We start from the raw sequence: 26,165 nt of genomic DNA on the forward strand, positions 1-26,165 counted from the left end.
CGTTTGGTCTGCACATATCTGCCGGAAGGGTTTTGTTTGAAACACACGGGTTCCCGCCCTATTTTGCAGATATTATGTCTCTTTGCTGTTCCCCGGAGTGAATCCACTTGACCAGTTCTACAGATAAACACGCATCACCAGACGATGCGCAAAAAGACTTTGCTCTGTTAGAACCGGAGCCAACTCGCGCCGCTGTTGTGGTGCCCATTTTACCGGAGCGCTATAACAGTGCTGCGGGTGAGGATGGGCCGCGGGCGCAGTTTCAGCGTTCCCATGAAGCCCGGCTTGAAGAAGCTGTGGGTCTGGCGCGTGCCATCAGTCTCGATATTGTACACGCCGAAATCGTCATCGTTGCCAATCCACGACCAGCAACGCTTCTTGGCACCGGCAAGGTCGAAGCAACCGCCGACGTCGTGCAAGAGATGGGAATCGATCTTGTTATTGTCGATCACGCCCTGACGCCGGTCCAGCAACGTAATCTTGAAAGGCAGTGGAAGGTCAAGGTTATTGACCGGACAGGCCTTATCCTTGAAATTTTCGGTGAGCGCGCCCGCACCAAGGAAGGGGCGCTGCAGGTCGAACTGGCGCATCTCAATTACCAAAAAGGTCGTCTGGTGCGAAGCTGGACTCACCTTGAGCGACAGCGAGGCGGTAGCGGCTTCCTCGGAGGTCCGGGCGAAACCCAGATCGAAGCCGATAGGCGCATGTTGCAGGAAAAGATTTTGCGCATCAAGCGCGAGCTTGAAACGGTGGTGCGCACCCGCACGCTGCATCGCCAGAAGCGACGCAAGGTGCCGCATCCCGTGATTGCGCTCGTGGGTTATACAAATGCGGGGAAATCCACGCTCTTCAACCGCATGACTGGGGCAGAAGTGCTGGCGGAGGATATGCTTTTTGCAACCCTTGATCCAACATTGCGCCGCATTCGCCTGCCGCATGGCGAAACTGTGATCCTGTCCGATACGGTCGGCTTTATTTCCAATCTGCCGCATCATCTGGTCGCCGCCTTCCGTGCGACGCTGGAAGAAGTGGTCGAAGCCGATCTTATCCTGCATGTGCGCGATATTTCCGATCCCGACAATGCTGCGCAAGGCGAAGATGTCGAGACTATCCTGTCGGGTCTGGGCGTTGAACCGCACGACCGTGAGCGTGTCGTGGAAATCTGGAACAAGATTGACAATCTTGATGAGAGCGCGCGCGAAGCAGCCCTTCGTCTGGCAGCCGCTGGTGGCGAGGAGGGGCGTCCGATCCCTCTTTCGGCGATCACCGGCGAGGGGGTGGACAGGCTGCTTGCGCTGATCGAGACGAGAATCGCAGGCGCGCTCGTACCGGTAGATCTCGTGCTTTCACCGTTCGAGTTGCATTTGCTGGACTGGCTCTATCGCCACGGCAGCGATATCGGGCGTGAGGACCTCGAAGATGGTTCGGTCCATATTACGGCACGGCTGACCGAGACAGCGCGCAAAACACTGGATGAAAAGCGCGGCATCAAGCCTGAACAGCCTGAAGAGGACTGGGACTGAGCGTTTTGGACGCGATGCGTGTTTTCACAAAATTTGTCATGAAAATCGGAAAGCTGAGTCCCACTTGCGAAACAGGGGCGCAACGCCCTATGTATGGGCGTGAGACGATTCAAATTCCGCAGTTCGCCATTCTTATATGCAGAGGCCCATAATGAGAGATCCGATCGAAACCGTCATGAACCTCGTGCCGATGGTCGTTGAGCAGACCAACCGGGGCGAACGGGCCTATGATATTTTTTCGCGCCTTCTGAAAGAGCGCATCATCTTCGTCAACGGTCCTGTCGAAGACGGCATGTCAATGCTGGTTTGCGCGCAACTTCTGTTTCTGGAAGCCGAGAACCCTAAAAAAGAGATCAACATGTATATCAACTCGCCCGGTGGCGTGGTGACATCCGGCATGGCGATCTATGATACGATGCAGTTCATTCGTCCGGCCGTTTCCACGCTTTGCATGGGGCAGGCGGCTTCCATGGGATCGTTGCTTTTGACGGCTGGCGCCACCGGTCAACGCTATGCGCTTCCCAATGCCCGCATCATGGTGCACCAGCCTTCGGGTGGCTTCCAGGGGCAGGCATCGGATATCGAGCGTCACGCGCAGGACATCATCAAGATGAAGCGCCGTCTCAATGAAATCTATGTTAAGCATACGGGTCGCGATTACGAGACGATTGAACGTACACTGGATCGCGATCACTTCATGACGGCGCAGGAAGCGCTGGAGTTTGGATTGATCGACAAGGTTGTCGAGGCTCGTGAGGTTGGTGAAGCCGAAGCGAAATAAGCCCGGTCATTTCAGGAATAACCGTTTTTTGTGTTTTCGCCACAAAAGGGGCTTAATTCTTGGAACTACGTGATGTTTGGCGTATTGCGTTAAGCATCTGTTCGGGGTTCTGTCGCTACAGTGATATGAAACATGCCGAATCTGTATGTGCGAGCCGATTTTCATTTGTTCGCTGGTGCGGCTTCTGCAAGAGTGATCAGGTGTCGCTTTCACCAGCGACATCTGGCGGTGATAGAAGTGCTGGGTAGCAGGTGATTGTTAAGGGGCGGAAAGATATGTTTCTCCCCGGAGCGGCCTGAACAGATCAAGCAAGCCGCAACAAGTGAACGGCCGGAAGAAACGATCGGACTGAATGATGCTGTCATCCCGGTCAATTGAAAGGAAACTGCGATGAGCAAAGTCAGCAACGGCGGCGGCGATTCCAAGAACACGCTCTATTGCTCGTTCTGCGGCAAAAGCCAGCATGAAGTGCGCAAGCTGATTGCAGGCCCCACCGTATTCATCTGCGATGAATGTGTCGAACTCTGCATGGATATCATCCGTGAGGAAAATAAATCCTCAATGGTGAAATCGCGTGAGGGTGTGCCGACACCGCAGGAAATCATGGCGACGCTTGATGATTATGTCATCGGACAGAAAGACGCCAAGCGCGTCCTGTCGGTTGCCGTACATAACCATTACAAGCGTCTCGCGCATCAGTCAAAGAATAACGATATCGAACTGGCGAAGTCGAACATTCTTCTCGTCGGCCCGACGGGTTGCGGCAAGACCTATCTTGCCCAGACGCTTGCGCGTATCATCGATGTGCCATTCACCATGGCCGATGCGACAACGCTGACGGAAGCGGGCTATGTCGGTGAAGATGTCGAGAATATCATTCTCAAGCTGCTTCAGTCCGCCGATTACAATGTCGAACGCGCGCAGCGCGGCATCGTCTATATCGATGAAGTGGACAAGATCAGCCGCAAGTCCGACAATCCATCTATTACCCGCGACGTGTCGGGCGAGGGTGTGCAGCAGGCACTGTTGAAGATCATGGAAGGCACGGTTGCTTCCGTCCCGCCGCAAGGTGGCCGCAAGCATCCGCAGCAGGAATTCTTGCAGGTGGACACGACGAACATCCTGTTTATCTGTGGTGGTGCCTTTGCCGGTCTCGACAAGATCATTTCGTCGCGCGGTGAGCGGACTTCGATTGGCTTTGGTGCCAATGTGCGTGCCGTCGATGACCGCCGGATCGGCCAGATTTTCCGCGAACTTGAGCCGGAAGATCTGCTGAAATTCGGTCTTATTCCAGAATTTGTTGGTCGTCTGCCGGTCATTGCAACGCTCGAAGACCTTGATGTGGATGCACTGGTACAGATTCTGACCGAGCCGAAGAATGCGCTCGTCAAGCAGTATCAGCGCCTGTTTGACATGGAAAGTGTCGAACTGGTGTTCCATGACGATGCATTGCGGGCCATTGCGAACAAGGCTGTGGAACGCAAGACGGGTGCGCGTGGTCTGCGTTCAATCATGGAAAAGATTTTGCTCGACACCATGTTCGAGCTTCCGACGCTGGAAGGCGTGCAGGAAGTAGTCATTTCCGGCGATGTCGTCGATGGCAGCGCTCGGCCGCTTTACATCTATGCCGAGCGGCAGGATGAAAAAGGCAACGCTTCCGCCTGATATCGGACACCATATCGTGAAGAGGCCGCGCGAGCGGCCTTTTTCATGTCGCGTGCGAAAGCATGTCTCCCAAAAGTGGGAACCGGTTTTGGGATAAAGACATGCGTGAAAACAAAAACTTAAAACGTATTTCCTGAATATGATAAAATTCGATAGGCTTGGGAAAAATACCAGTAAACAGGGCATAGTAAGTGCCAGCACTTGTGGAAAAACCAGCGGCGGCGCAGGATAATTAACGATTCTATGAATGCCGCTTGAATTAAGGAGTTCGGCTCTCCAACTATGGACCGAAGCACGCTTTACGACCTGCCTCACTTAAAGGGGGCGTGTTGCGTGGCAATCGGGTCGAACGACCTGAGAAAGGACTTTGATAATGACGGGTATAGAACAGAAGACCCCATCGGGTGGCTCTGCTACGGGCGGTGACAACGGGCTTTATGCCGTTCTTCCGCTGCGTGACATCGTCGTCTTTCCTCACATGATCGTGCCGCTTTTTGTCGGACGCGAGAAATCCATCCGCGCACTCGAAGAAGTGATGGGCGTGGACAAGCAGATTTTGCTGGCAACGCAGAAGAACGCGGCCGATGACGATCCGGCAGCTGACGCAATCTATGAGATCGGCACCATTGCCAATGTGCTTCAGCTCCTGAAGCTTCCTGACGGTACGGTCAAGGTGTTGGTTGAGGGTACGAGCCGCGCAAAAATTTCCAAATTCACGGACCGTGAAGATTATCACGAGGCTTATGCTGACAGTTTGCCTGAGCCAGAGGAGGATGCCGTCGAGGTTGAGGCTCTTGCCCGCTCGGTGGTTTCTGACTTTGAGAATTACGTCAAGCTCAACAAGAAGATTTCGCCGGAAGTGGTGGGTGCAGCCAGCCAGATCGACGATTATTCCAAGCTCGCCGACACGGTTGCCTCGCATCTTGCGATTAAGATTCCTGAAAAGCAGGAAATGCTGTCCATTCTTTCGGTGCGCGAGCGCCTTGAGAAGGCCCTTTCCTTCATGGAAGCCGAGATTTCTGTTCTGCAGGTCGAAAAGCGCATCCGTGGCCGCGTCAAGCGCCAGATGGAAAAGACGCAGCGCGAATATTACCTCAACGAGCAGATGAAGGCGATCCAGAAGGAGCTTGGTGACGGTGAGGACGGTCGTGATGAGGCTGCCGAACTCGAAGAGCGTATCAACAAGACCAAGCTCAGCAAGGAAGCGCGTGAAAAAGCGCAGGCCGAACTGAAAAAGCTGCGCAGCATGAGCCCGATGTCTGCGGAAGCAACCGTCGTGCGTAATTATCTCGACTGGCTCCTGTCCATTCCATGGGGCAAGAAGTCGAAGGTTAAGCAGGACTTGAACTTTGCGCAGGAAGTGCTTGATGAAGAGCATTTCGGCCTCGACAAGGTCAAGGAACGCATTGTCGAATATCTTGCTGTACAGGCGCGTTCGACCAAAATTAAGGGCCCCATCATCTGCCTCGTTGGACCTCCCGGCGTGGGCAAGACCTCGCTTGCGCGCTCGATCGCCAAGGCAACGGGACGTGAGTATGTTCGCATGTCTCTGGGCGGCGTACGCGATGAGGCTGAAATCCGCGGCCATCGCCGCACTTACATTGGTTCGATGCCTGGCAAGGTTATCCAGTCGATGAAGAAGGCGAAAAAGTCCAATCCACTCTTCCTGCTCGATGAAATCGACAAGATGGGACAGGATTTCCGTGGTGATCCGTCTTCGGCCATGCTGGAGGTGCTTGATCCCGAACAGAACGCGACCTTCATGGATCACTATCTTGAAGTCGAGTATGATCTGTCGAACGTCATGTTCGTGACCACCGCCAATACGATGAATATTCCTGGCCCGCTGCTGGATCGTATGGAGATCATCCGCCTTGCCGGTTACACAGAAGACGAAAAGCTGGAAATCGCCAAGCGGCACCTGTTGCCCAAGGCGATCAAGGACCACGCTTTGCAGCCCAAGGAATTCTCGGTTTCCGAGGAAGCGCTACGCAACGTGATCAGGCTTTACACACGTGAAGCCGGTGTGCGCAGCCTCGAACGCGAGATGATGACACTTGCGCGTAAGGCTGTGACTGAAATCGTCAAAGGCAAGACGAAGTCGGTGAAAATCACTGATAAGAACCTGTCCGATTATCTTGGTGTCGAGCGGTTCCGCTTCGGTCAGATTGACGGTGAGGATCAGGTCGGTGTCGTTACGGGACTGGCCTGGACGGAAGTTGGTGGCGAATTGCTGACGATCGAAGGTGTCATGATGCCCGGCAAGGGCCGCATGACCGTCACGGGTAACCTGCGTGATGTGATGAAGGAATCGATTTCGGCGGCGGCCTCCTATGTCCGCTCGCGTGCGATTGATTTCGGCATTGAGCCGCCTTTGTTCGACAAGCGGGATATTCACGTCCACGTGCCGGAAGGCGCAACACCGAAGGATGGCCCTTCGGCCGGTATCGCAATGGTTACTGCCATTGTCTCGGTTCTGACCGGCATTCCGGTGCGCAAGGATATCGCCATGACGGGTGAAGTCACCTTGCGTGGCCGGGTTCTGCCAATTGGGGGCCTCAAGGAAAAGCTTCTTGCGGCACTTCGTGGCGGTATCAAGAAGGTTCTGATCCCGGAAGAAAACGCCAAGGATCTGGCGGATATTCCGGACAACGTGAAGAACGGGCTTGAGATCGTTCCGGTTTCGCGTGTGGGCGAAGTTCTCAAACATGCATTGGTTCGTGAACCCGAACCGATTGAGTGGACGGAGCCCGAAACAGCGCCTTCCACCACTTCGGTTGATGATGACGCAGGGGCCGCAACAGCACACTGACACGCTCTTCAGACGATCTACAATCAAAATGCCGGGCTCTTTGCTCGGCATTTCTGTGTTTAACCCCGGTTTTCCGGGGTTTTTTACAGTTGACAGGCTTGGTTTGTCCAACTTTTCGAATAAACTCCGATCAATCCGGTCGCGTTATCCGTTCCGGTAGACACAGAAAGGAAATACCAATGAACAAGAACGAATTGGTTGCCGCAGTTGCGGAAAAGGGCGGTTTGACGAAGGCTGATGCTGGTGCGGCTGTTGACGCTGTGCTCGCCGCTGTGACCGGCGCACTCAAGGCTGGCGAAGAAGTTCGTCTTCCGGGCTTCGGTGTTTTCTCGGTTTCTCACCGTGCAGCTTCGACTGGTCGTAATCCTTCGACGGGCAATGAAGTCGCTATTCCGGCCCGCAATGTGCCGAAATTCTCGGCTGGCAAAGGCCTGAAAGAAGCGGTCAACAGCTGATTTGGCCCGATGACAGATGCATACCGGTTATCTCGGTTTACCGAGTAACCGTTTTAAAGCCCGGCTTGTCCGGGCTTTTTCACGTCTGGAATACGACTTTTTGAATGCAATGCTATTCCGCTGCTTCTGTCTTGCGCACCGGTCGACGTTCCAGCAATTCCTTGAGAAACTGCCCGGTATAAGAGCGCTGCTCGGTGACGATATCCTCCGGGCGTCCGACTGCAACAATCTCGCCGCCGCCATCACCGCCTTCAGGACCAAGATCGATCACCCAGTCCGCCGTCTTGATGACTTCGAGATTATGCTCGATCACCACCACCGTGTTGCCTTGCTCGACCAGTTCATGCAGCACTTCGAGCAGTTTTGCTACGTCATGGAAATGCAGCCCCGTGGTGGGTTCGTCGAGAATATAAAGCGTGCGTCCGGTCGCTTTGCGTGACAATTCCTTGGCAAGTTTCACGCGCTGTGCCTCACCACCGGAAAGCGTTGTCGCCTGCTGGCCAACCTTGATATAGCCAAGCCCGACTTTCACCAGTGTTTCGAGCTTATCACGGACCGCAGGGACTGCGGAAAAGAACTCAGCGCCTTCCTCGACCGTCATATCCAGCACATCGGCAATCGATTTGCCCTTAAACAGCACATCAAGCGTTTCGCGGTTGTAACGCTTGCCATGGCAGACATCGCAGGTGACATAGACATCCGGCAAAAAGTGCATCTCGATTTTGATGACACCATCGCCCTGACAGGCCTCGCAGCGCCCGCCCTTCACATTGAAGGAGAAGCGCCCGGGCTGATAACCACGCGCCTTAGCTTCCGGCAGGCCAGAAAACCAGTCTCGGATGGGTGTGAAGGCGCCTGTGTAAGTGGCGGGATTGGAGCGCGGCGTACGTCCGATCGGCGACTGATCGATATCGATGACCTTGTCGAGGTATTCTAGTCCCTCGATGCGATCATGCTCGGACGGATGCTCGCGCGAGCCCATAATACGGCGCGAGGCCGCCTTGAACAAGGTTTCAATCAGGAAAGTCGATTTGCCGCCACCGGAAACACCCGTCACCGCCGTAAATGTGCCGAGAGGAATATCTGCGGAGACGTTTTTTAGATTGTTACCGCGTGCGCCAACCACCCGGACACGCTTTGTCTTGGAAATCTTGCGGCGCTCAGACGGGACGACTACTTCCATCACGCCGGACAAATATTTGCCGGTCAGTGAATTGGTGTTGGACATGATAGCGTCAGGCGTGCCTTCGGCAATAACCCGTCCGCCATGCACGCCCGCCGCCGGACCGATATCGACCACATAATCGGCGGTCAAAATGGCATCTTCGTCATGTTCGACCACGATCACCGTGTTGCCGAGATCACGCAGATGGCGCAGTGTATCGAGCAGGCGGGCATTGTCGCGCTGATGTAGGCCAATGGATGGCTCATCGAGCACATAGAGCACGCCTGTGAGGCCTGAACCGATTTGTGAGGCAAGACGAATACGTTGGCTTTCCCCACCCGACAGCGTACCGGAATTCCGCGCCAGTGTGAGATAATCGAGCCCGACATCATTGAGGAATTGCAGGCGTTCGCGAATTTCCTTCAAGATACGGGCTGCGATCTCGCGTTGCTTTTCGTTGAAACTGCTATCGATGTCGCGAAACCATTGATCGGCATTGCGGATCGACATGGCGGTGACTTCGCCAATATGTTTCATGCCGATCTTGACCGCCAGGGATTCCGGCTTAAGGCGATATCCATTACAGGCAGGGCAGGGCGATGACGACATGAAACGCTCGATTTCCTCGCGCGACCATGCTGAATCTGTCTCTTTCCAGCGGCGTTCGAGATTGGGAATAACGCCCTCGAAAGTCTTGGTCGTCTGATAGGAGCGCAAGCCGTCATCATACTGGAAGGAGATTTCACGACCCTTGGTGCCGTAAAGAATGGCTTGCTGTGCTTCGTTCGAGAGATCGGCCCAGCGGCTGCCAGTCTTAAAGCTATAGGCCTTGCCGAGCGCTTCCAGCGTCTGGCTGTAATAGGGAGAAGAGGATCGCGCCCAAGGCGCTATGGCTCCATCTTTCAGCGTCGCATTTTCATCGGGTACGATCAAATGCGGGTCTATGGCCTGTTGGGTTCCCAGACCATCGCAGGTTGGGCAAGCACCGAACGGATTGTTGAACGAAAACAGACGCGGTTCGATTTCGGGAATGGTAAAGCCTGAAACGGGACAGGCGAACTTTTCTGAAAAAAGAACGCGTTCATGCGTCTCATTGGCGGATTTGTTGGCCGCACCGCCTTCTGCGGTTTCTTTCACGGGCAAAGGTTTGTCGGCAAATTCTGCGATCGCCAACCCGTCCGCAAGCCTCAAACAGGTTTCGAGACTGTCGGCGAGGCGCGATGCGAGATCGGCACGCACCACGACGCGATCCACAACCACATCGATGTCGTGCTTGTATTTTTTGTCGAGTGCCGGAGCGTCGGCAATCTCATAGAAAGTGCCATCCACCTTGACACGCTGAAAGCCCTTTTTCTGAAGCTCGGCAAGTTCCTTTTTATATTCGCCCTTACGCCCGCGCACGATGGGTGCGAGGATATAAAGCCGCGTGCCTTCTTCAAGCGCTATCACGCGGTCGACCATCTGGCTGACTGTTTGGCTTTCAATCGGCAGTCCCGTAGCGGGCGAGTAGGGCACGCCCACACGCGCAAAAAGCAGGCGCATATAATCGTAGATTTCGGTTACGGTTCCGACCGTCGAGCGCGGGTTGCGGCTTGTGGTCTTCTGTTCAATGGAAATGGCTGGTGACAGACCGTCGATCTGGTCGACGTCCGGCTTCTGCATCATTTCGAGAAACTGGCGCGCATAGGCCGAAAGGCTCTCCACATAACGGCGCTGGCCTTCGGCGTAGATCGTATCAAAGGCAAGCGACGATTTCCCTGAACCGGAAAGCCCTGTCATGACGATCAGCTTGTCACGCGGAAGATCGAGATCGACATTCTTGAGATTATGCTCGCGTGCGCCACGTATGGAAATGAATTTCAGATCGCTCATTTCGCGTCCTGCCTGCCTTGATGTCCTGGGAAGCCGTCTATGGGAGAAAATTCTCCTGTCAGTCCCTCATATGGTGCAAATCCTTTGGGAAAGAAGGTTTTGCCATCCGAATTTTTTGTTGTTCTAGCATTAGAACAAAGGTCGAACAACCAGCCTTCTGATAGGCGATAAGAAATGTGAACGCAAGAGCGTTGACTAAGGATCCTGACAGGCGCAGACTGCTGTTGTCGCTGGATTTGGAGAGGTGTCGCAAACGGAAGGCGCGATATCGACAAGAGGTCCAAGTAACGCGATAAAACCCGGTAGGAGGCAAGGAGCATGAGTCCACCTGACCACACTGTCTGGCTTTCATGAAAATGAAAGCACAATCGGATGCAATCTCGTTCGTTCTATTTCGTCAGGAATAACGCGGCGTTGGTGAAAGCTTCGATTGCTGAAAATCTGAACATGCGCGGAATGAAGCGGACGGTACGCCGATTTATTCCGGGAGATGTGTCGGCGAATTATTGCCAACATACGAGCTTAGCTCCAAATTAAGCCCTGCGCGCCAGATAAACAGTGAGCGGCGGGGCTTTTCCCTGTGAGTTGACTTTTATCTAAATCGACTGACTTTTCGCGCAGCATCGGCTATTGAATGCAGAAAAACGATCATTTCGTATGGAATTGCGTATTTAAGTTTATTTATGCTTGCGCTTCGAACAAAACGCGAACATAAATCGTCTGTGGACATTTATGAAATTCATCCATGCATGTTGAGCGTTTTTGGCTTCATTCCTGTAAGGTGAGATACTGAGCTTTAGATGGCGGAGATTTGTGTCCGTCCATTTTTGAAACGCCCTTTATTGGACCAATGGTTAGAGACAGGGCGATATGTGAGATCCGGAGTAAGTTTTCGATGGCTGGTAGCGTCAACAAGGTTATTCTGGTCGGCAATCTTGGTGCCGATCCGGAAATTCGTCGTCTGAATTCAGGTGATTCAGTTGCCAATCTGCGTATCGCGACATCGGAAAGCTGGCGCGACCGCCAGTCCGGGGAGCGCAAGGAGCGTACCGAGTGGCATAGCGTGGTCATTTTCAACGAAAATCTGGCCAAGGTAGCTGAGCAATATCTGAAGAAGGGTGCCAAGGTTTACATCGAGGGTGCGCTTCAGACCCGCAAATGGCAGGACCAGAACGGCAATGATCGTTACACGACGGAAATCGTGTTGCAGAAATTCCGTGGCGAATTGCAGATGCTCGACAGCCGTGGCGACAGCGGCGATCAGGGACGTTCGTTCGGCGGCGGTAACAATCGCAACCAGATGTCCGATTATTCCGGCGGCGGCAGCGGCGATTTTGGCTCGTCGGGTCCGTCATCTTCGCCTTCATCCTCATCAGGTGGCGGAAACTTCTCCCGCGATCTCGACGACGAAATTCCGTTCTAATTTCCTATAGGGTGCGCCACGCCCACTCGAGCGCACAAAGATCGCGTCTCAACGATAGAGTTTACGCAGCGTGCTTTATAAAAATCGAATTCGACTTTGGCGTCAAAGCACGAGAAGTGTGCGACATAACTTTGTATATGTGTGCTGACTGGAACCCCGCCTACGGCGGGGTTTTTGTCAATTTGGGCATTATTTTCCTGAATATGCATTCATTGTTGATAATGAAAATACGGTTTTCAACTGAGTGATATTCACTCATTTCGTATATGGCATTTGGTCGGACGAAAACGCGTCATAGAATCATGGAATACTGAATCTTTGTCGCGCCTTGCCAGATACGATTCTGCGGTCTGCATGCAAGATTGCGGCAAAATTGCCGTGGGAAAGCGTTGCGATCTGGTGCGCATGCGTTTGATCGGTACTATTCCTGTCGTGCGCGGTGTTTGGCGTGAAGTGGAGCGGGTGTTGTGATGCAGGATAAACCTATCCATCTAAAAGGCTGTTTTGTTGTCGTTGTCGGCCCCAGTGGTGCTGGAAAAGATACGCTGATGGATGCCGCACGCGCAGAACTTGCAGATGATGTACGATTTCATTTCGTGCGCCGCGTCATTACACGCCCGCAAATGCCCGGCACGGAGGACCATGACAGTCTTGATGAAGCGGGATTTATCAAGGCACAAGGCGAGGATGCCTTTGCTCTCGACTGGCAAGCACATGGATTGCATTATGGCCTGCCCAAGTCCCTTGATGTGCAAATCGAAAACGGTAAAGTTGTTATCGCCAATATATCACGCCGGGTTCTCGCTGATGTGCGCAGGCTTTACCCATCGCATGCCGTCGTTTTGATCACGGCTCGGCAAGAGGTTCTTGCCAAGCGACTGGCCGCACGTGGTCGCGAAACCCGTGAGCAGATCGAACAGCGTCTTTTGCGTGAAGTCCGATTTGATGATCAGGCAGATAATGTCGTCACACTCGACAACTCCGAAGACGTTGAAACATCAATAACAGATTTTGTAAATATCTTAATAAAGATAACTAAAACAACATATTAATGAGATTTTTTGAACTTAATTATAATCTAAAAATAATTGATCTACATTCATCGCGGCGCAAAGCCATGATTGGAAAGAAGGCGCTCCCGACAGTTTAGGACGCGACCAGCGTCTTCACACCATCCGCCACGAACTGCACTGCGAGCGCCGCCAGAATGACACCCAGAAGCCGCGTCAGGATGGAACGACCGGTTTCGCCGAGAAACCGGTCAACGCGTTCCGCAAGCCTGAGCACGAGATAGGTGATCAACAGACACACAAAGATAACGACGATCAGCATGAGACGCGGTCCCAGGCCCTGAAAGGAATTCGACGTTAGCACGATGGCCGAAATCGCTCCCGGTCCGGCAATTAACGGGATGGCGAGCGGGAAGGCTGCGATATTACGGATATGATCCTTGGTGATCGCCACTTCAGCGCTCTTTTCCTTGCGCTCGGTTCGCTTCTCGAAAATCATCTCGAAAGCGATCCAGAACAGCAAAAGACCACCCGCCACACGAAAAGCGCCGATTGAAATGCCGAACATGCCAAGAATCTGCGCTCCGGCAACGGCAAATAGCACCATGACGGCCAGACTGATAATGGATGCGCGCAAGGCGACCTGAGCGCGATGATTGCGATCCATGCCCGGCGTCAGCGCCAGAAACAGCGGTGCCAGACCCGGAGGATCGATGGTGACAAGCAGGGTCACGAAGGCGCTAAAAACCGTATCGTAGTACCCCATGCTCGTCTTGCCCCTTTGAATTGAATTACATGCTCATTCAATTGCCTGACACTAAACGATATGAGCCCAATGGTCGATGCAAAGCGCACGGTGTCACAAGATAGATGCGCAATGTTTATGTGAATATCTTGTAAGGTGTTGATCCAGATGATGTATTTAACCCGGCGAAAGCGTCTTGAAATTGGCGTTTTGCGCAGTCTTCCTTTATAAAGAGACTTTATCGATTCTGTTGAGAAAGATATCTGAATAGTGTCAGATCAAACACCTCCGCCCGGTTCCGGTGACATGCATGATGGTCCGATTGGACCAAGCGGTATCGAACCGATCTCCATTATTGAGGAAATGCAGCGTTCCTATCTCGATTACGCGATGAGCGTTATCGTGAGCCGTGCGCTTCCCGACGTGCGCGACGGTCTCAAGCCCGTGCACCGGCGCATTCTTCATGCCATGAACGAGATGAACCTCGCCTATAACCGCCCTTACCGTAAATCGGCGGGTGTGGTCGGTGAGGTCATGGGTAAATTCCACCCGCATGGCGACGCTTCCATCTATGACGCCCTCGTGCGCATGGCGCAGGATTTTTCCTTGCGCGATCCACTTGTGGACGGGCAGGGCAATTTCGGCTCCATCGATGGTGATCCGCCTGCGGCGATGCGCTATACCGAGTGCCGTCTGGAAAAGGTGACCGAATCGCTCCTTTCGGATATCGATAAGGATACGGTTGATTTTCAGGACAATTACGACGGTCGCGAACACGAGCCGGTGGTTCTGCCGGCGCGTTTTCCGAACCTGCTCGTCAATGGTTCGGGTGGTATTGCCGTCGGCATGGCCACCAATATTCCGCCGCATAATCTGGGTGAAATCATCGACGGCTGTGTGGCGCTGATCGACAATCCGGCGATTGACCTTTCGGAATTGATGGAAATCATTCCCGGTCCCGACTTTCCCACCGGTGGCATTATTCTCGGTCGTGCGGGCATCAATTCGGCCTATACGACAGGGCGCGGCTCGGTCATTATGCGCGGACGTACCTCGATCGAGGAAATCCGTGGTGATCGTCAGGCGATCATCATCACAGAAGTCCCCTATCAGGTGAATAAGGCTTCGATGATCGAGAAAATGGCCGAACTGGTGCGCGACAAGCGCATCGAGGGCATTTCCGATCTGCGCGATGAATCCGACCGTGACGGCTATCGCGTCGTGGTGGAATTGAAGCGCGATGCCGTGGCCGATGTGGTGCTGAACCAGCTTTATCGCTACACGCCGTTGCAGACCTCTTTTGGCTGCAATATGGTGGCACTTAATGGCGGTAAGCCGGAACTGCTCAACCTGCTCGACATGTTGCGTGCTTTCGTGGCGTTCCGCGAGGAAGTCGTCACACGGCGCACAAAGTTCCTGCTCAACAAGGCGCGGGACCGCGCGCATGTCTTGGTTGGTCTGGCGATTGCTGTTGCCAATATCGATGAAATCATTGCGCTTATCCGCCGTGCGCCCGATCCGGCAACGGCGCGTGAACAGTTGATGGAACGCCGCTGGCCCGCTTCTGACGTGGCACCGCTCATTCGCCTGATTGATGATCCGCGTCATAAGCTCAATGACGACAGCACCTATAATCTGTCCGAGGAACAGGCTCGCGCCATTCTTGAACTGCGCCTGCAACGTTTGACCGCGCTTGGTCGCGACGAGGTTGCGGACGAGTTGAACAAGATTGGCGAGGAAATCCGCGATTATCTGGATATTCTGGGTTCTCGTACACGCGTGATGACCATCGTCAAGGACGAGATGATTGCCGTGCGCGACGAGTTCGCCACTCCGCGCCGCACTGAATTCGGTCTTGGCGGGGCTGAAATGGACGATGAAGATCTCATCGCCCGCGAAGATATGGTCGTCACCGTCAGCCATGCCGGTTACATCAAGCGTGTGCCGCTGGCGACCTACCGTGCGCAGCGCCGTGGCGGCAAGGGCCGCTCCGGCATGGCGACCAAGGACGAGGATTTCGTAACCCGTCTGTTCGTTGCCAATACGCACACGCCGGTGCTGTTCTTCTCCTCGCGTGGCATTGTTTATAAGGAAAAGGTCTGGCGTTTGCCGGTCGGCAATCCGCAATCGCGCGGCAAGGCGCTCATCAACATGCTGCCATTGCAGCAGGGCGAGCGTATTACCACCATCATGCCATTGCCGGAGGATGAAGAATCTTGGGGCAATCTCGACGTCATGTTCTCGACCACGCGTGGTACGGTTCGCCGTAACAAGCTCAGTGATTTCGTTCAGGTTAACCGCAACGGCAAGATTGCGATGAAGCTGGAAGACGAGAGCGATGAAATTCTCTCGGTCGATACCTGTACGGAATTCGACGATGTGCTTTTGACCTGCGCAGGTGGTCAGTGCATCCGCTTCCCCGTCACCGATGTGCGCGTCTTTGCAGGCCGCAATTCGATCGGCGTGCGCGGCATCAATCTGGCGGAAGGTGACAAGGTTATCTCGATGGCGATCCTGCATCATGTCGATGCGGATGCGTCACAGCGTGCCAGCTATCTCAAGCGCTCCATTGCCGAGCGCCGTGCGCAAGGTGCTGATGACGTCGATGATATCGTTGTGGTCGGCGAAGAGGTCGGCACTGAAACCGAGCTTAATGACGAACGTTATCAGGAACTCAAAGCCCGTGAGCAGACCGTTTTGACGGTGAGCGAATATGGCTATGGCAAGCGCTCGTCTTCCTACGAGTTCCGTGTTTCCGGCCGTGGTGGCAAGGGTATCCGCGCCACCGATACCTCCAAGACGGAAGAGATCGGCAAGCTTGTGGCTCTGTTCCCGGTTGAAGCCAGCGACCAGATTCTGCTGGTTTCAGATGGTGGGCAACTGATCCGTGTTCCGGTTGGCGGTATCCGTATTGCCGGGCGTTCGACAAAGGGCGTCACCATCTTCAACACGGCGGATGGCGAAAAGGTCGTTTCGGTCGAGCCTATATCCGAGACGGATGCCGATGAGGAAAATGGCCTGGAAGGCGATGTTGCTGTCGTCGAAGAGCCATCAGCCGAAACCTCAGCTCCAGAAACTCCGACGACAAGCGAAGAATAGTTTGTTTGGCTGTTGCAATCGTAAGACAATAAAAAGGCCGATGGTTTTCACCATCGGCCTTTTTCAGATGCCGGATTTTCAGACGCCAAGACTGGAGGATATTGGCTGCCTGTAATCGGGCTTAAAGCTTAATCCGACCAGGTGAAACGAGGATCATAGGATTATGCTCCAGTAGAAGAAATTATAGCGAAGATCTGATTCAGTCAGATCGAAACGCGATCTAATGAGAACCGAGCTTACGCATCGTATTAAGGCTGAATGCAGCCGGACGCGCGCGTGGGCGTTTTGCTCCTTCTTCGAGGAGCAGGACAATCGCCGATGCAGCCATCGCGACCATCATGGATAAAGCCAGAAGAAATATCATCATCTCAGGTCATCCTTTCGATATAAATACGCTTGAGCTGCGAAAAGGTTGCATCGAACTTGGACCCACTATGGTAAATCGCTTGTGAACTCGGTCTGAAACTCTTGTTCATTCCACATTCATTTGTTTTCTTGGTTTCTAAATTCTTATCTTCTGAATTGTTGAAAACTCTGTCAAAAAGGGCTAGCTGAAAGAAATGACAATCGCGATCTATGCGGGCTCTTTCGATCCCGTGACCAATGGCCATATGGATGTTTTGAAAGGTGCGTTGCGCCTTGCTGATCGCGTTATCGTGGCTATTGGCGTGCATCCGGGTAAAAAGCCACTCTTTAGCTTCGATGAGCGCGCCGCCCTGATCGGTGAGAGCGCAAGGGCAGCTCTTGACAAGGATGCAGCACGCGTTTCCGTCATTTCCTTTGACAATCTGGTGATTGATGTGGCCCGTGCGCATGGCGCAAGCCTCATGGTGCGCGGGCTTCGCGACGGAACCGATCTTGATTACGAAATGCAGATGGCGGGCATGAACGGCGTAATGGCACCGGAATTACAGACGGTTTTTCTACCCGCCGATCCGGCGGTACGCACGATTACCGCCACATTGGTTCGCCAGATTGCATCCATGGGCGGAGATATAAAGCCTTTCGTACCGGCAGCGGTCGCGGCTGCCCTCAAAACAAAATTCACGTCCTGACCAAGGAGTTTTTACATATGTCGTTTATTCGTTCAACGCTTGCGGCGGCCGCCATTTTTGCTCTTTCGCAGAGCGTCGTCCAATCAGCCAATGCAGCTGATACGCTTAACCTAAAACTCAAGGGCGGCGACGTTGCAATCGAACTGCGCCCTGATCTGGCTCCCAAGCATGTCGCGCAGATTGAAAAACTGACGCGTGAAGGCGCTTATGACGGTGTTGCGTTCCATCGCGTCATTCCGGGTTTCATGGCACAGACAGGCGATGTAAAATTCGGCAATATCGACAAGAGCTTTGACGCCACACGCGTTGGCACTGGCGGGTCCGACTATGACAATATTCCAGCCGAGTTCTCCAAGGAACCTTTTGTGCGCGGCACAGTCGGTATGGCCCGCAGCCAGAGCCCCAATTCTGCCAATTCGCAGTTCTTCATCATGTTCGATGAAGGCTCTTCGCTCAATGGCCAATATACGGTTGTTGGCAAGGTTGTCAGCGGTATGGAAGCCATCGATAAGATTAAAAAGGGTAGCGCAGCCAATAATGGTGCCGTTGAAAACCCGGACAAGATCATCAAGGCCACCATCACGGCCGGAAAATAATCAGCTTTAAAAACAGGAGAGGCCCTTATGGCTTATAAAGACCCCGAAAACACGCTCATTCTAGAAACCACCAAGGGCAATGTCGTTCTCGAACTATACCCCGATCTGGCACCAGATCACGTAGCCCGTATCAAGGAACTGGCCCGCGAAGGCGCATATGACGGCGTGGTTTTCCATCGCGTGATCGACGGTTTCATGGCGCAGACCGGTGACGTGAAGTTTGGCAAGTCGGGTGGCGCTCAGTTCAACGCTTCGCGTGCAGGCATGGGTGGTTCGGACAAGCCAGACCTGAAAGCCGAGTTTTCCAACAGCTCGCACAAGCGCGGTACGGCTTCGATGGCGCGTTCGCAGAACCCGAATTCTGCTAATTCGCAGTTCTTCATCTGCTTCACCGATGCGCCCTGGCTTGACCGACAGTACACCGTCTGGGGCCAGGTCGTTGAAGGCATGGACAATGTCGACCAGATCAAGCGCGGCGAGCCGGTGACTGATCCCGACCAGATCGTCAAGGCAAGCATCGCCGCCGACGCCTGATTATCGATTCTATCTCAAAAATTGCGGCTCCGGTTCTACCGGGGCCGTGTTTTATGTGCCGGACTGCTTAGAGTGGTTTTCAACCTGATTAAATCAGGTTGGCGCTCTAAGGTTTTTTATTTCAAGCATAATCTTATCCATCCTCGCTTCGCTCCGATAGGACTTGTGCTCTAATAAAGGTTATCGCATGCGTGTCGATCTTTTCGATTTTGAGCTGCCCGACGAGCGTATTGCTCTCAGGCCCGTGGAGCCGCGCGATCAGGCAAAGCTTCTGCACGTGTGTCCCGGTAAAACTGTCGAAGATCACCTTGTCTGCGATCTGCCGGATTTCTTGGAGGCAGGCGACGCGCTTGTTTTCAATGATACCAAGGTGATACCGGCACAACTTGAAGGATCACGTGAGCGTAATGGTAATGTCTCACAAGTCAGTGCCACGCTGCATATGCGAACCGGTCCTGATCGCTGGAAGGCGTTTCTGCGCCCCGCCAAGCGGGTGAAGCAGGGAGACCGTATCCGTTTCGGCCATTCCGGCTCTAGCTGTTTTCTGGGCGCGCTCGATGCAACGGTTACTGAAAAGGGCGATGCAGGCGAGGCGCTGCTGGTGTTCGCTCTCTCTGCGGCAGCGCTCGATGAAGCAATCGCTGCGGTCGGACATATTCCACTGCCGCCCTATATTGCCTCCAAGCGTGCCGAGGACGAGCGCGACCGCCGCGATTACCAGACCGTTTATGCGCGTGAGGAAGGGGCTGTCGCAGCCCCCACCGCAGGACTGCATTTTACGCCGGAGCTTCTGGAAAAGATCAAGGCCAAAGGCATTGAGGAACATTTCGTGACGCTGCATGTCGGCGCAGGCACGTTTCTGCCCGTAAAGGCCGACGATACCGAAAAGCACAAGATGCATGCCGAGATCGGTCATGTTTCGCAACATACAGCCGATGCGTTGAACGCCGTACATAAGCGGGGCGGGCGCATCGTCTGTGTCGGTACCACCTCGCTACGCCTCATCGAGAGTGCAACCGGTGAGGATGGCGTGGTACGGCCATGGTCGGGCGCGACCGATATTTTCATTACGCCCGGCTATCGTTTCCGTGCCGTCGATATGCTGATGACCAATTTCCACCTGCCGCGCTCGACGCTTTTCATGCTGGTTTCGGCCTTCAGCGGTCTTGAGACGATGCGTGATGCCTATAACCACGCCATCAGCAACGGCTATCGCTTTTATTCCTATGGCGACGGCAGCTTGCTAGAACGTGCTGACAAAGTTAAAGACAGACCATGACCAGCAATAATTTTGAATTCAAGGTGCTCGCGCACGATGGTGCTGCGCGGCAGGGCGAAATTTCCATGCCGCGGGGCGTGGTGCGCACGCCTGCCTTCATGCCGGTGGGAACCGCCGGAACCGTCAAGGCCATGTATATGGATCAGGTGAAGGAACTTGGTGCCGACATTATTTTGGGCAACACCTATCACCTGATGCTGCGCCCCGGAGCCGAGCGCGTGTCACGGCTTGGCGGATTGCATGAATTTGGTGGCTGGAAAGGCCCGATCCTAACCGATTCCGGCGGTTTTCAGGTCATGTCGCTGGCGCAATTACGTAAGCTTAATGAGAATGGCGTTACTTTCCGCTCGCATATTGACGGCAAGCCCTATGAAATGACGCCGGAACGCTCGATTGAAATTCAGGGGCTGCTTGATAGCGATATCCAGATGCAGCTTGATGAATGCGTGGCGCTGCCGTCACCGGAAAGCAATACCGAGCGTGCCATGGAATTATCGCTTCGGTGGGCAGAGCGATGCAAGATTGCCTTTGGTGATCAGCCCGGCAAGGCCATGTTCGGTATCGTACAGGGCGGCGATGTAGCACGGCTGCGCGAACGTTCGGCAGAAGCCTTGAAGAGCATGGATTTGAAAGGCTATTCGGTTGGCGGACTTGCGGTCGGCGAACCGCAGGCGGTTATGCTGGAAATGCTCGAAGTCGTCTGCCCGATCCTGCCATCTGAAAAACCGCGCTATCTTATGGGAGTTGGAACACCTGACGATATTCTGAAATCGGTCGCACGTGGTATCGACATGTTCGACTGCGTCATGCCGACAAGGGCAGGGCGGCACGGACTTGCTTTCACGCGCTTTGGCAAGGTCAACTTGCGCAATGCGCGCCATGCTGAAGACCCGCGGCCGCTCGACCCGGAATCAGATTGTCCGGCAGCGCGCGACTATAGCCGCGCCTATCTGCATCATCTGGTAAAATCGGGCGAAGCGCTCGGTGGCATGCTGCTGACCTGGAACAACCTCGCTTACTACCAATATCTGATGCAAGGTATTCGCAGATCGATCAGCGAAGGCCGCCTGCATGATTTTGCGGCTGCAACCACGGCAGGTTGGGAACGCGGCGATATTCCGACACTTTAGAGATTATTCCGATCTGACCGAATCAGAGCGTTAACATTTTTTCCAGACGACTGAAGACAGCAATCTGTTCATCTTCGGTCGTCACCTCGCAGTCAAGCAATCGGCTGCATTCAAGGCCCGATGTCGCAAGATAGGCAATCATCGCCGTGACAGGATCGCTGGCATCCGCCTTTATGCGATCCAGGAGGTTGCGATGGTAATGTCGAACCGGAACAATGAAATCGGGATTTTCGACGAGCGCCGCCAGAACACCGCAATTATGCGGCTCATCATCTGCTTCCAAGCGATAGACATCCAGCAACGCGCGGGCGACGCGGTTTTTATCGCTGGATTGCAAGGTTTCCTGCACTTCCATCGCCCGCTCGTGCTCTTTCATATATTCTTCGACCACAGCTTCCAGAAGCTTGGCTTTGCTGGGGAAATAATAAAGCAACCCACCTTTGGACAGTCCCGCCCGTGCCGCTACAGCATCAAGCGACAAATGCGCAGGCCCAACCTCCCAGGCAAGCTCAACTGCTGCACGCACTATACGCTCACGCGTAGATTTTTTTCCCTTAATCGACAACTTGATGAAACTTCCTGACAGTTCGGATGTTGACAATACCGTCCGGACGGTACAGTTATTTCGCCTTGTTGTTCAAGCAAAATAGCGCGACAATTTTGGCGTATGGCAAAAAGCCGCGTAAAATGTTCCCCTCAGGCCGCCTGGAGTGCAGTCACAATGATTAAACGCCTTATTCTGGCAATCATATTTTTGGTCGTCGTTGTTGGGGGACTTGTCGGCTTCAACCTGTTTAGATCGCAAGCGATCAAGGATTTCTTCGCCAATATGGAGCAGCCGGCGCAGACGGTTTCGACCGTAACCGTAGAGCCGGGCAAGTGGATGCCGGGCATTGAGGCCATCGGCACAGCGCATGCGCGCAACGGCGTCGACCTGACGGTGCAGATCGACGGGATCATCCAGAGCATAGACTTCAAGCCCAACCAGAAGGTTGAGAAGGGCGCTGTTCTGCTTCAGATGGAAGATAGCATCCAGAAGGCCGACCTTGCTGCGGCCGAAGCGGAAGAAATGCTGGCACAGCAACGCCTGAAGCGCGCCGATACGCTTCGCACCCGTGGTGTCGGTGCCGTTTCCGAGGTGGATTCGACTTCATCTGCTGCCGATGCTGCCAAGGCAACCGTTGAAAAAATGCGTGCGACACTCGCCCAAAAGACGGTTAAGGCACCGTTTTCCGGCACCATCGGTATCGAAAAGGTTGATATCGGGCAGTATCTGACGCCGGGAACGGTGATTGCCACATTGCAGGACACGACGATGATGCGCATTGATTTCACCGTGCCGGAACAATCGCTGTCGGTTCTGAAAGCCGGCCAGACGGTAAAGGTTGGTTCGAATGCCGGGAACCTAAACTTCACCGGGACGATTACCGGTATCGATCCCAAAATTGACCCTGCCACGCGCCTTGTTTCGGTGCGTGCGGAAGTTGCGAATGGTGATCAGCAACTCACGCCGGGACAATTTGTTCAGGTGCGCGTAGAACTGCCCGAAGAAAACGGTGTCATCTCGATACCGCAAACCGCTATCGTATCAAGCCTCTACGGCGATTACGTCTTCGCTGTGCGCCCGGAGGAAAAGACAAAAGATGAGAATGCATCTCAAAGCAAGGCAGAGCCAAAAGACGATGCCGCCAAACAGCAAGCCGAACAAGGTGAACAACTGGTGGCACAACAGGTTTTCGTGAAACTCGGTCGGCGTTATCAGGGCGTGGTTGAGATCCAGAGCGGTTTGAAGGAAGGCGATATTATCATTACCGCTGGCCAGAACCGGCTTTCGCCCGGTGCCGCAGTGGCCATCGACAACACGATCAACCCGGCCACCCCTGCCGACAAGAAATAGGCGATCGAGATGAGCTTTTCTGACATTTTCATCCGGCGGCCCGTTCTTGCAACCGTAGTCGCACTCATGATCATTCTGCTTGGTCTTCAGGGTATCGCGCAGCTTTCGGTACGCGAATATCCCAAGGTCGACGAAACGGTCATTACCATCAGCACCACCTATGCAGGGGCGAGTGCCGATCTCATTCAGGGCTTTATTACCTCGCCTATCGCTAAATCCGTGGCGACCACTGAAAACATCGACTATGTGACCTCTTCAAGTCGACCGTCTTCGAGCACGGTTACGGTTCAGATGAAACTGGGTGCAAACCCGGATGCCGCACTGACCGAAGTCATTGCCAAGGTCAATCAGGTCCGTGGTGATCTGCCAACAGAGTCTGATGCTCCCGTTATTCTTAAGGGAACAGGCGAGAGTTTTGCCACCATGTACCTGGCGGCGAACAATCCAAACATGTCGAGCGAACAGATCACCGAATATCTGGAACGCGTGATCCAGCCACGCATGTCCACCATTCCGGGTGTCGCTCAGGCGCAAATCCTTGGCGGTCAAGTCTATTCGATGCGTGTGTGGCTCGATCCGATCCAGCTTGCCGCCCGCCAGATCACTGCACCGGAAGTTCTTGCAGCGATCAATGCGTCAAACTTCCTGTCCGCTCCCGGCAAGACCAAGAATGAATATGTCGCTTCATCGATTACGCTCAAATCGACATTGCAGACGCCGGAAGCATTCGGCGCCATGCCGATCAAGAGTGATGGCGACCAGGTTGTGCGCCTGCGCGATGTCGCGAAAGTGGAGCTGGCCGCGGAAAGCACTGACACCATTGTTTCGTTTAACGGTGCGGATGGTACATTCCTTGGTGTCATGCCGACACCGGCGGCCAATCCCATTGATATGGCGGGGGCTGTGCGCAAGGAGTTGCCTTCTATTCAGGCTTCACTGCCGGAGGGCATGCAGCTCGTTCTCGTTTACGACGCGACGGAACAGATCAGCTCATCAATCAGCGAAGTTTTCATCACTATCGCTGAAGCCGTAGCCATCGTCATTCTGGTGATCATTGTCTTTCTTGGGAATTTCCGTTCGGTGATCATTCCTATCGTCACCATCCCGATCTCGCTGATCGGCGTCTGTTTCTTCCTTTATGTACTCGGCTTTTCGATCAACCTTCTGTCACTGCTCGCGATGGTGCTGGCAATCGGCCTCGTGGTCGATGACGCTATCGTGGTGCTGGAAAATATCCACCGCCATATCGAGGAGGGACTTAAGCCGATGGATGCAGCCTTCAAGGGCATGAAGGAAATCACCGGCTCAATCGTCGCCATGACGATTACGCTCGCTGCGGTGTTTGCACCGCTGGGCTTTACAGGCGGGCTGACCGGATCGCTGTTTCGCGAATTCGCCTTCACGCTGGCTGGCGCAGTTATCATTTCCGGTGTTGCGGCGTTGACCGTTTCGCCGATGATGTGCGCGCGTATGCTCAAGCACGGCGAGGCATCGCGCTTCCAACGCTTTATCGACAACACATTTTCCCGCGTCGAAAAATGGTATCATCGCCGCGTTTCCAATTCGCTCAATTATCGCGGCATAACGCTGATGATCGTCGTTGCGCTTATTGGAGTGACCGGGTTCTTGTTCGTCAACACATCGAGCGAGCTTGCCCCGGAAGAAGATTCGGGCGCGCTTTTCTCCATGTTCAATGCGCCGCAATATGCGACTTCCGCCTATACCAATCTCTATGCACAGCAAATTGATGAACTGACGAAGGATCTGCCGGAGCAGAAGACACGTTTCCAGATCACCGGCATGGACGGCGGCACCAATTCCGGTATCGCTTTGTGGGTGCTCAAGGATTGGGCGGACCGCTCGCGCTCGCAAAAGGAAATTCAGGAAGACCTGACGCAACGCCTGACCAAGCTTGCAGGTGTTGAGTCCTTCGTCTTCGCGCCGCCGTCGCTTCCCGGTACGGGCGGTGGGCTGCCGATCTCGATTGCCCTGCAATCGACCGGCCCGGCGGATCGCGTTTTCGAGCTTGCCGAGGAAATCAAGAACGAGGCGCAAAGGACAGGCCAGTTCATCATCGTGCAGAATTCGCTGTCGTTTAATGCGCCCGAAACCTCGATCACCATTGATCGTGATCGCGCGGCGACACTGGGCGTCCAGATCAGCGATATCGGCGCAACGCTCGGTCTTTTGACGGGTGGAGCGAAGGTTGCCAAATTTGACCGCGATTCCAACAGCTATGACATCATTCCGCAGGTGCCGGACGAATATCGTTCCAACCCGGAAAAACTCGGCGATTTCTACGTGCGCAGTGTGTCGGGAACGATGGTTCCTTTGTCATCATTGATCCAGATCAGTCAGAATGCCTCGCCTGCGGCCATCGAGCAGTTTAACCAGTTGAATTCCGCAACGATTTCAGCGCTGCCGCTGCCAGGGGTGACCACAGGGCAGGGACTGCAAACCCTTGTCGATCTGACCCAGTCAAAAATGCCGGACGGTTTCTTCCTCGATTATTCCGGCCAGTCGAGACTGGAAGTCGAGCAGGGCAATACCATCCTGATCGCATTCGGCCTTGCCGTCATCGTGATCTATCTGGTTCTGGCAGCCCAGTTTGAAAGCTTCCGCGATCCCTTCATCATCATGATGTCGGTTCCGCTTTCGATCTTCGGCGCTATCGTTCCGCTCAATCTGGGACTGGGTACGCTCAACATCTATACGCAGGTGGGGCTGATCACACTTGTCGGGCTGATTACCAAGCACGGTATTTTGATGGTTGAGTTCGCCAACCAGCAACGCCGTCTGCACGGGCTTTCGCGCCGCGATGCTATCATCGTCTCTGCCGAAACGCGCCTGCGTCCGATCCTGATGACCACTGCGGCCATGGCGCTCGGCGTCGTGCCGCTGATCATTGCCAGCGGTGCCGGTGCGGCAGCACGTTATTCGATGGGACTTGTGATTTTCACAGGCATCCTGATCGGTACGCTGTTTACACTGTTCGTGGTGCCGATGTTCTACACCTTTATCGCTGAAAAGGATGTCGAAGGTGAAGTTGTGCCATCCAAGGACGAAAGTGGCAAAATGATAGAAGCACACCCGCAATAGAGCGCGTTCACCGAAACTTGCATTG

At 54.1% G+C, this 26,165-nt stretch carries 19 protein-coding genes and 1 pseudogene; 15 read left to right on the forward strand and 5 right to left on the reverse strand.

Features of this window, described 5'->3' with window-relative positions:
* Positions 1-107 precede the first annotated feature (107 nt).
* The 5 genes from hflX to AAIB41_RS03380 all read left to right on the forward strand — a co-directional run bounded on the left by hflX (position 108) and on the right by AAIB41_RS03380 (position 7,236).
* A complete protein-coding gene (gene hflX / locus AAIB41_RS03360) occupies positions 108-1,523 on the forward strand; it encodes a GTPase HflX (protein ID WP_343314193.1) in 1,416 nt (471 codons plus the stop codon).
* Positions 1,524-1,674: 151 nt separating this feature from the next.
* Entirely contained in the window at positions 1,675-2,304 is a 630-nt protein-coding gene (gene clpP, locus AAIB41_RS03365; protein ID WP_343314194.1) for an ATP-dependent Clp endopeptidase proteolytic subunit ClpP, read from the forward strand.
* Between the two features lie 390 nt (positions 2,305-2,694).
* Positions 2,695-3,969 carry an ATP-dependent Clp protease ATP-binding subunit ClpX gene (gene clpX / locus AAIB41_RS03370; protein ID WP_343314195.1) on the forward strand — a complete coding sequence of 425 codons (1,275 nt, stop codon included), beginning with the start codon at positions 2,695-2,697 and terminating at the stop codon, positions 3,967-3,969.
* Between the two features lie 373 nt (positions 3,970-4,342).
* Entirely contained in the window at positions 4,343-6,781 is a 2,439-nt protein-coding gene (gene lon / locus AAIB41_RS03375) for an endopeptidase La (RefSeq protein WP_343314196.1), read from the forward strand.
* 179 nt (positions 6,782-6,960) lie between these two features.
* Positions 6,961-7,236, forward strand: a complete 276-nt coding sequence (locus AAIB41_RS03380; protein ID WP_343314197.1) for an HU family DNA-binding protein — start codon at positions 6,961-6,963, stop codon at positions 7,234-7,236.
* Between the two features lie 112 nt (positions 7,237-7,348).
* On the opposite strand, the gene uvrA is transcribed toward AAIB41_RS03380, so the two are convergent.
* Both uvrA and AAIB41_RS03390 read right to left on the reverse strand, forming a co-directional pair.
* Complete coding sequence (gene uvrA, locus AAIB41_RS03385; RefSeq protein ID WP_343314198.1) at positions 7,349-10,273, reverse strand: excinuclease ABC subunit UvrA; 2,925 nt, start codon at positions 10,271-10,273, stop codon at positions 7,349-7,351.
* A gap of 58 nt (positions 10,274-10,331) precedes the next feature.
* Positions 10,332-10,593, reverse strand: a pseudogene (locus AAIB41_RS03390) (hypothetical protein).
* Positions 10,594-11,168: 575 nt separating this feature from the next.
* Between AAIB41_RS03390 and AAIB41_RS03395 the strand changes: the two are divergent.
* On the forward strand, positions 11,169-11,696 hold the full coding sequence (locus AAIB41_RS03395; protein ID WP_343314199.1) for a single-stranded DNA-binding protein: 528 nt from the start codon (positions 11,169-11,171) through the stop codon (positions 11,694-11,696).
* 470 nt (positions 11,697-12,166) lie between these two features.
* The gene (gene phnN, locus AAIB41_RS03400; RefSeq protein WP_343314201.1) at positions 12,167-12,748 is read left to right on the forward strand and encodes a phosphonate metabolism protein/1,5-bisphosphokinase (PRPP-forming) PhnN; all 582 of its coding nucleotides are present in this window, start codon (positions 12,167-12,169) and stop codon (positions 12,746-12,748) included.
* Positions 12,749-12,842: 94 nt separating this feature from the next.
* Here phnN and AAIB41_RS03405 read toward each other — a convergent pair whose 3' ends face one another.
* Entirely contained in the window at positions 12,843-13,472 is a 630-nt protein-coding gene (locus AAIB41_RS03405; RefSeq protein WP_343314202.1) for a MarC family protein, read from the reverse strand.
* A gap of 285 nt (positions 13,473-13,757) precedes the next feature.
* Here AAIB41_RS03405 and gyrA point away from each other — a divergent pair, with 285 nt between their 5' ends.
* Positions 13,758-16,550 (forward strand): DNA gyrase subunit A, encoded by a 2,793-nt coding sequence (gyrA, locus tag AAIB41_RS03410; protein WP_343314797.1) that lies wholly within the window; start codon positions 13,758-13,760, stop codon positions 16,548-16,550.
* Between the two features lie 220 nt (positions 16,551-16,770).
* Here the strand turns inward: gyrA and AAIB41_RS03415 are convergent, their stop codons facing one another.
* Positions 16,771-16,917, reverse strand: a complete 147-nt coding sequence (locus AAIB41_RS03415; protein WP_343314204.1) for a hypothetical protein — start codon at positions 16,915-16,917, stop codon at positions 16,771-16,773.
* A gap of 193 nt (positions 16,918-17,110) precedes the next feature.
* Between AAIB41_RS03415 and coaD the strand changes: the two genes are divergently transcribed.
* The 5 genes from coaD to tgt all read left to right on the forward strand — a co-directional run bounded on the left by coaD (position 17,111) and on the right by tgt (position 21,144).
* Complete coding sequence (coaD, locus tag AAIB41_RS03420; RefSeq protein WP_343314205.1) at positions 17,111-17,605, forward strand: pantetheine-phosphate adenylyltransferase; 495 nt, start codon at positions 17,111-17,113, stop codon at positions 17,603-17,605.
* A 17-nt stretch (positions 17,606-17,622) separates the two neighbouring features.
* On the forward strand, positions 17,623-18,201 hold the full coding sequence (locus tag AAIB41_RS03425; protein ID WP_343314206.1) for a peptidylprolyl isomerase: 579 nt from the start codon (positions 17,623-17,625) through the stop codon (positions 18,199-18,201).
* 27 nt (positions 18,202-18,228) lie between these two features.
* Positions 18,229-18,735, forward strand: coding sequence for a peptidylprolyl isomerase (locus AAIB41_RS03430; RefSeq protein ID WP_343314207.1), 507 nt, complete (start codon positions 18,229-18,231; stop codon positions 18,733-18,735).
* A 187-nt stretch (positions 18,736-18,922) separates the two neighbouring features.
* On the forward strand, positions 18,923-20,014 hold the full coding sequence (queA, locus tag AAIB41_RS03435; RefSeq protein ID WP_343314209.1) for a tRNA preQ1(34) S-adenosylmethionine ribosyltransferase-isomerase QueA: 1,092 nt from the start codon (positions 18,923-18,925) through the stop codon (positions 20,012-20,014).
* A complete protein-coding gene (gene tgt / locus AAIB41_RS03440) occupies positions 20,011-21,144 on the forward strand; it encodes a tRNA guanosine(34) transglycosylase Tgt (protein ID WP_343314211.1) in 1,134 nt (377 codons plus the stop codon). Before queA ends, tgt begins: the two co-directional genes overlap by 4 nt.
* Positions 21,145-21,166: 22 nt before the next feature.
* Here tgt and AAIB41_RS03445 read toward each other — a convergent pair whose 3' ends face one another.
* On the reverse strand, positions 21,167-21,709 hold the full coding sequence (locus tag AAIB41_RS03445; RefSeq protein WP_343314212.1) for a TetR/AcrR family transcriptional regulator: 543 nt from the start codon (positions 21,707-21,709) through the stop codon (positions 21,167-21,169).
* A 156-nt stretch (positions 21,710-21,865) separates the two neighbouring features.
* On the opposite strand from AAIB41_RS03445, the gene AAIB41_RS03450 reads away from it, so the two are divergent.
* Together AAIB41_RS03450 and AAIB41_RS03455 are read left to right on the forward strand one after the other, a co-directional pair.
* On the forward strand, positions 21,866-23,041 hold the full coding sequence (locus AAIB41_RS03450) for an efflux RND transporter periplasmic adaptor subunit (RefSeq protein WP_343314214.1): 1,176 nt from the start codon (positions 21,866-21,868) through the stop codon (positions 23,039-23,041).
* A gap of 9 nt (positions 23,042-23,050) precedes the next feature.
* Positions 23,051-26,140 (forward strand): efflux RND transporter permease subunit, encoded by a 3,090-nt coding sequence (locus AAIB41_RS03455; protein WP_343314216.1) that lies wholly within the window; start codon positions 23,051-23,053, stop codon positions 26,138-26,140.
* Positions 26,141-26,165: the final 25 nt, after the last annotated feature.

This window comes from Brucella sp. BE17 (assembly GCF_039545455.1).
Taxonomy (GTDB): domain Bacteria; phylum Pseudomonadota; class Alphaproteobacteria; order Rhizobiales; family Rhizobiaceae; genus Brucella.

Coding starts and splice junctions, on each gene's coding strand:
- queA (WP_343314209.1), top strand. CDS start 18,923: ATGCGTGTCGATCTTTTCGATTTTGAGCTGCCCGACGAGCGTATTGCT.
- AAIB41_RS03450 (WP_343314214.1), top strand. CDS start 21,866: ATGATTAAACGCCTTATTCTGGCAATCATATTTTTGGTCGTCGTTGTT.
- gyrA (WP_343314797.1), top strand. CDS start 13,758: ATGCATGATGGTCCGATTGGACCAAGCGGTATCGAACCGATCTCCATT.
- phnN (WP_343314201.1), top strand. CDS start 12,167: ATGCAGGATAAACCTATCCATCTAAAAGGCTGTTTTGTTGTCGTTGTC.
- AAIB41_RS03380 (WP_343314197.1), top strand. CDS start 6,961: ATGAACAAGAACGAATTGGTTGCCGCAGTTGCGGAAAAGGGCGGTTTG.
- AAIB41_RS03405 (WP_343314202.1), bottom strand. CDS start 13,472: ATGGGGTACTACGATACGGTTTTTAGCGCCTTCGTGACCCTGCTTGTC.
- AAIB41_RS03415 (WP_343314204.1), bottom strand. CDS start 16,917: ATGATGATATTTCTTCTGGCTTTATCCATGATGGTCGCGATGGCTGCA.
- uvrA (WP_343314198.1), bottom strand. CDS start 10,273: ATGAGCGATCTGAAATTCATTTCCATACGTGGCGCACGCGAGCATAAT.
- coaD (WP_343314205.1), top strand. CDS start 17,111: ATGACAATCGCGATCTATGCGGGCTCTTTCGATCCCGTGACCAATGGC.
- clpP (WP_343314194.1), top strand. CDS start 1,675: ATGAGAGATCCGATCGAAACCGTCATGAACCTCGTGCCGATGGTCGTT.
- tgt (WP_343314211.1), top strand. CDS start 20,011: ATGACCAGCAATAATTTTGAATTCAAGGTGCTCGCGCACGATGGTGCT.
- clpX (WP_343314195.1), top strand. CDS start 2,695: ATGAGCAAAGTCAGCAACGGCGGCGGCGATTCCAAGAACACGCTCTAT.
- AAIB41_RS03455 (WP_343314216.1), top strand. CDS start 23,051: ATGAGCTTTTCTGACATTTTCATCCGGCGGCCCGTTCTTGCAACCGTA.
- AAIB41_RS03425 (WP_343314206.1), top strand. CDS start 17,623: ATGTCGTTTATTCGTTCAACGCTTGCGGCGGCCGCCATTTTTGCTCTT.
- AAIB41_RS03430 (WP_343314207.1), top strand. CDS start 18,229: ATGGCTTATAAAGACCCCGAAAACACGCTCATTCTAGAAACCACCAAG.
- AAIB41_RS03395 (WP_343314199.1), top strand. CDS start 11,169: ATGGCTGGTAGCGTCAACAAGGTTATTCTGGTCGGCAATCTTGGTGCC.
- lon (WP_343314196.1), top strand. CDS start 4,343: ATGACGGGTATAGAACAGAAGACCCCATCGGGTGGCTCTGCTACGGGC.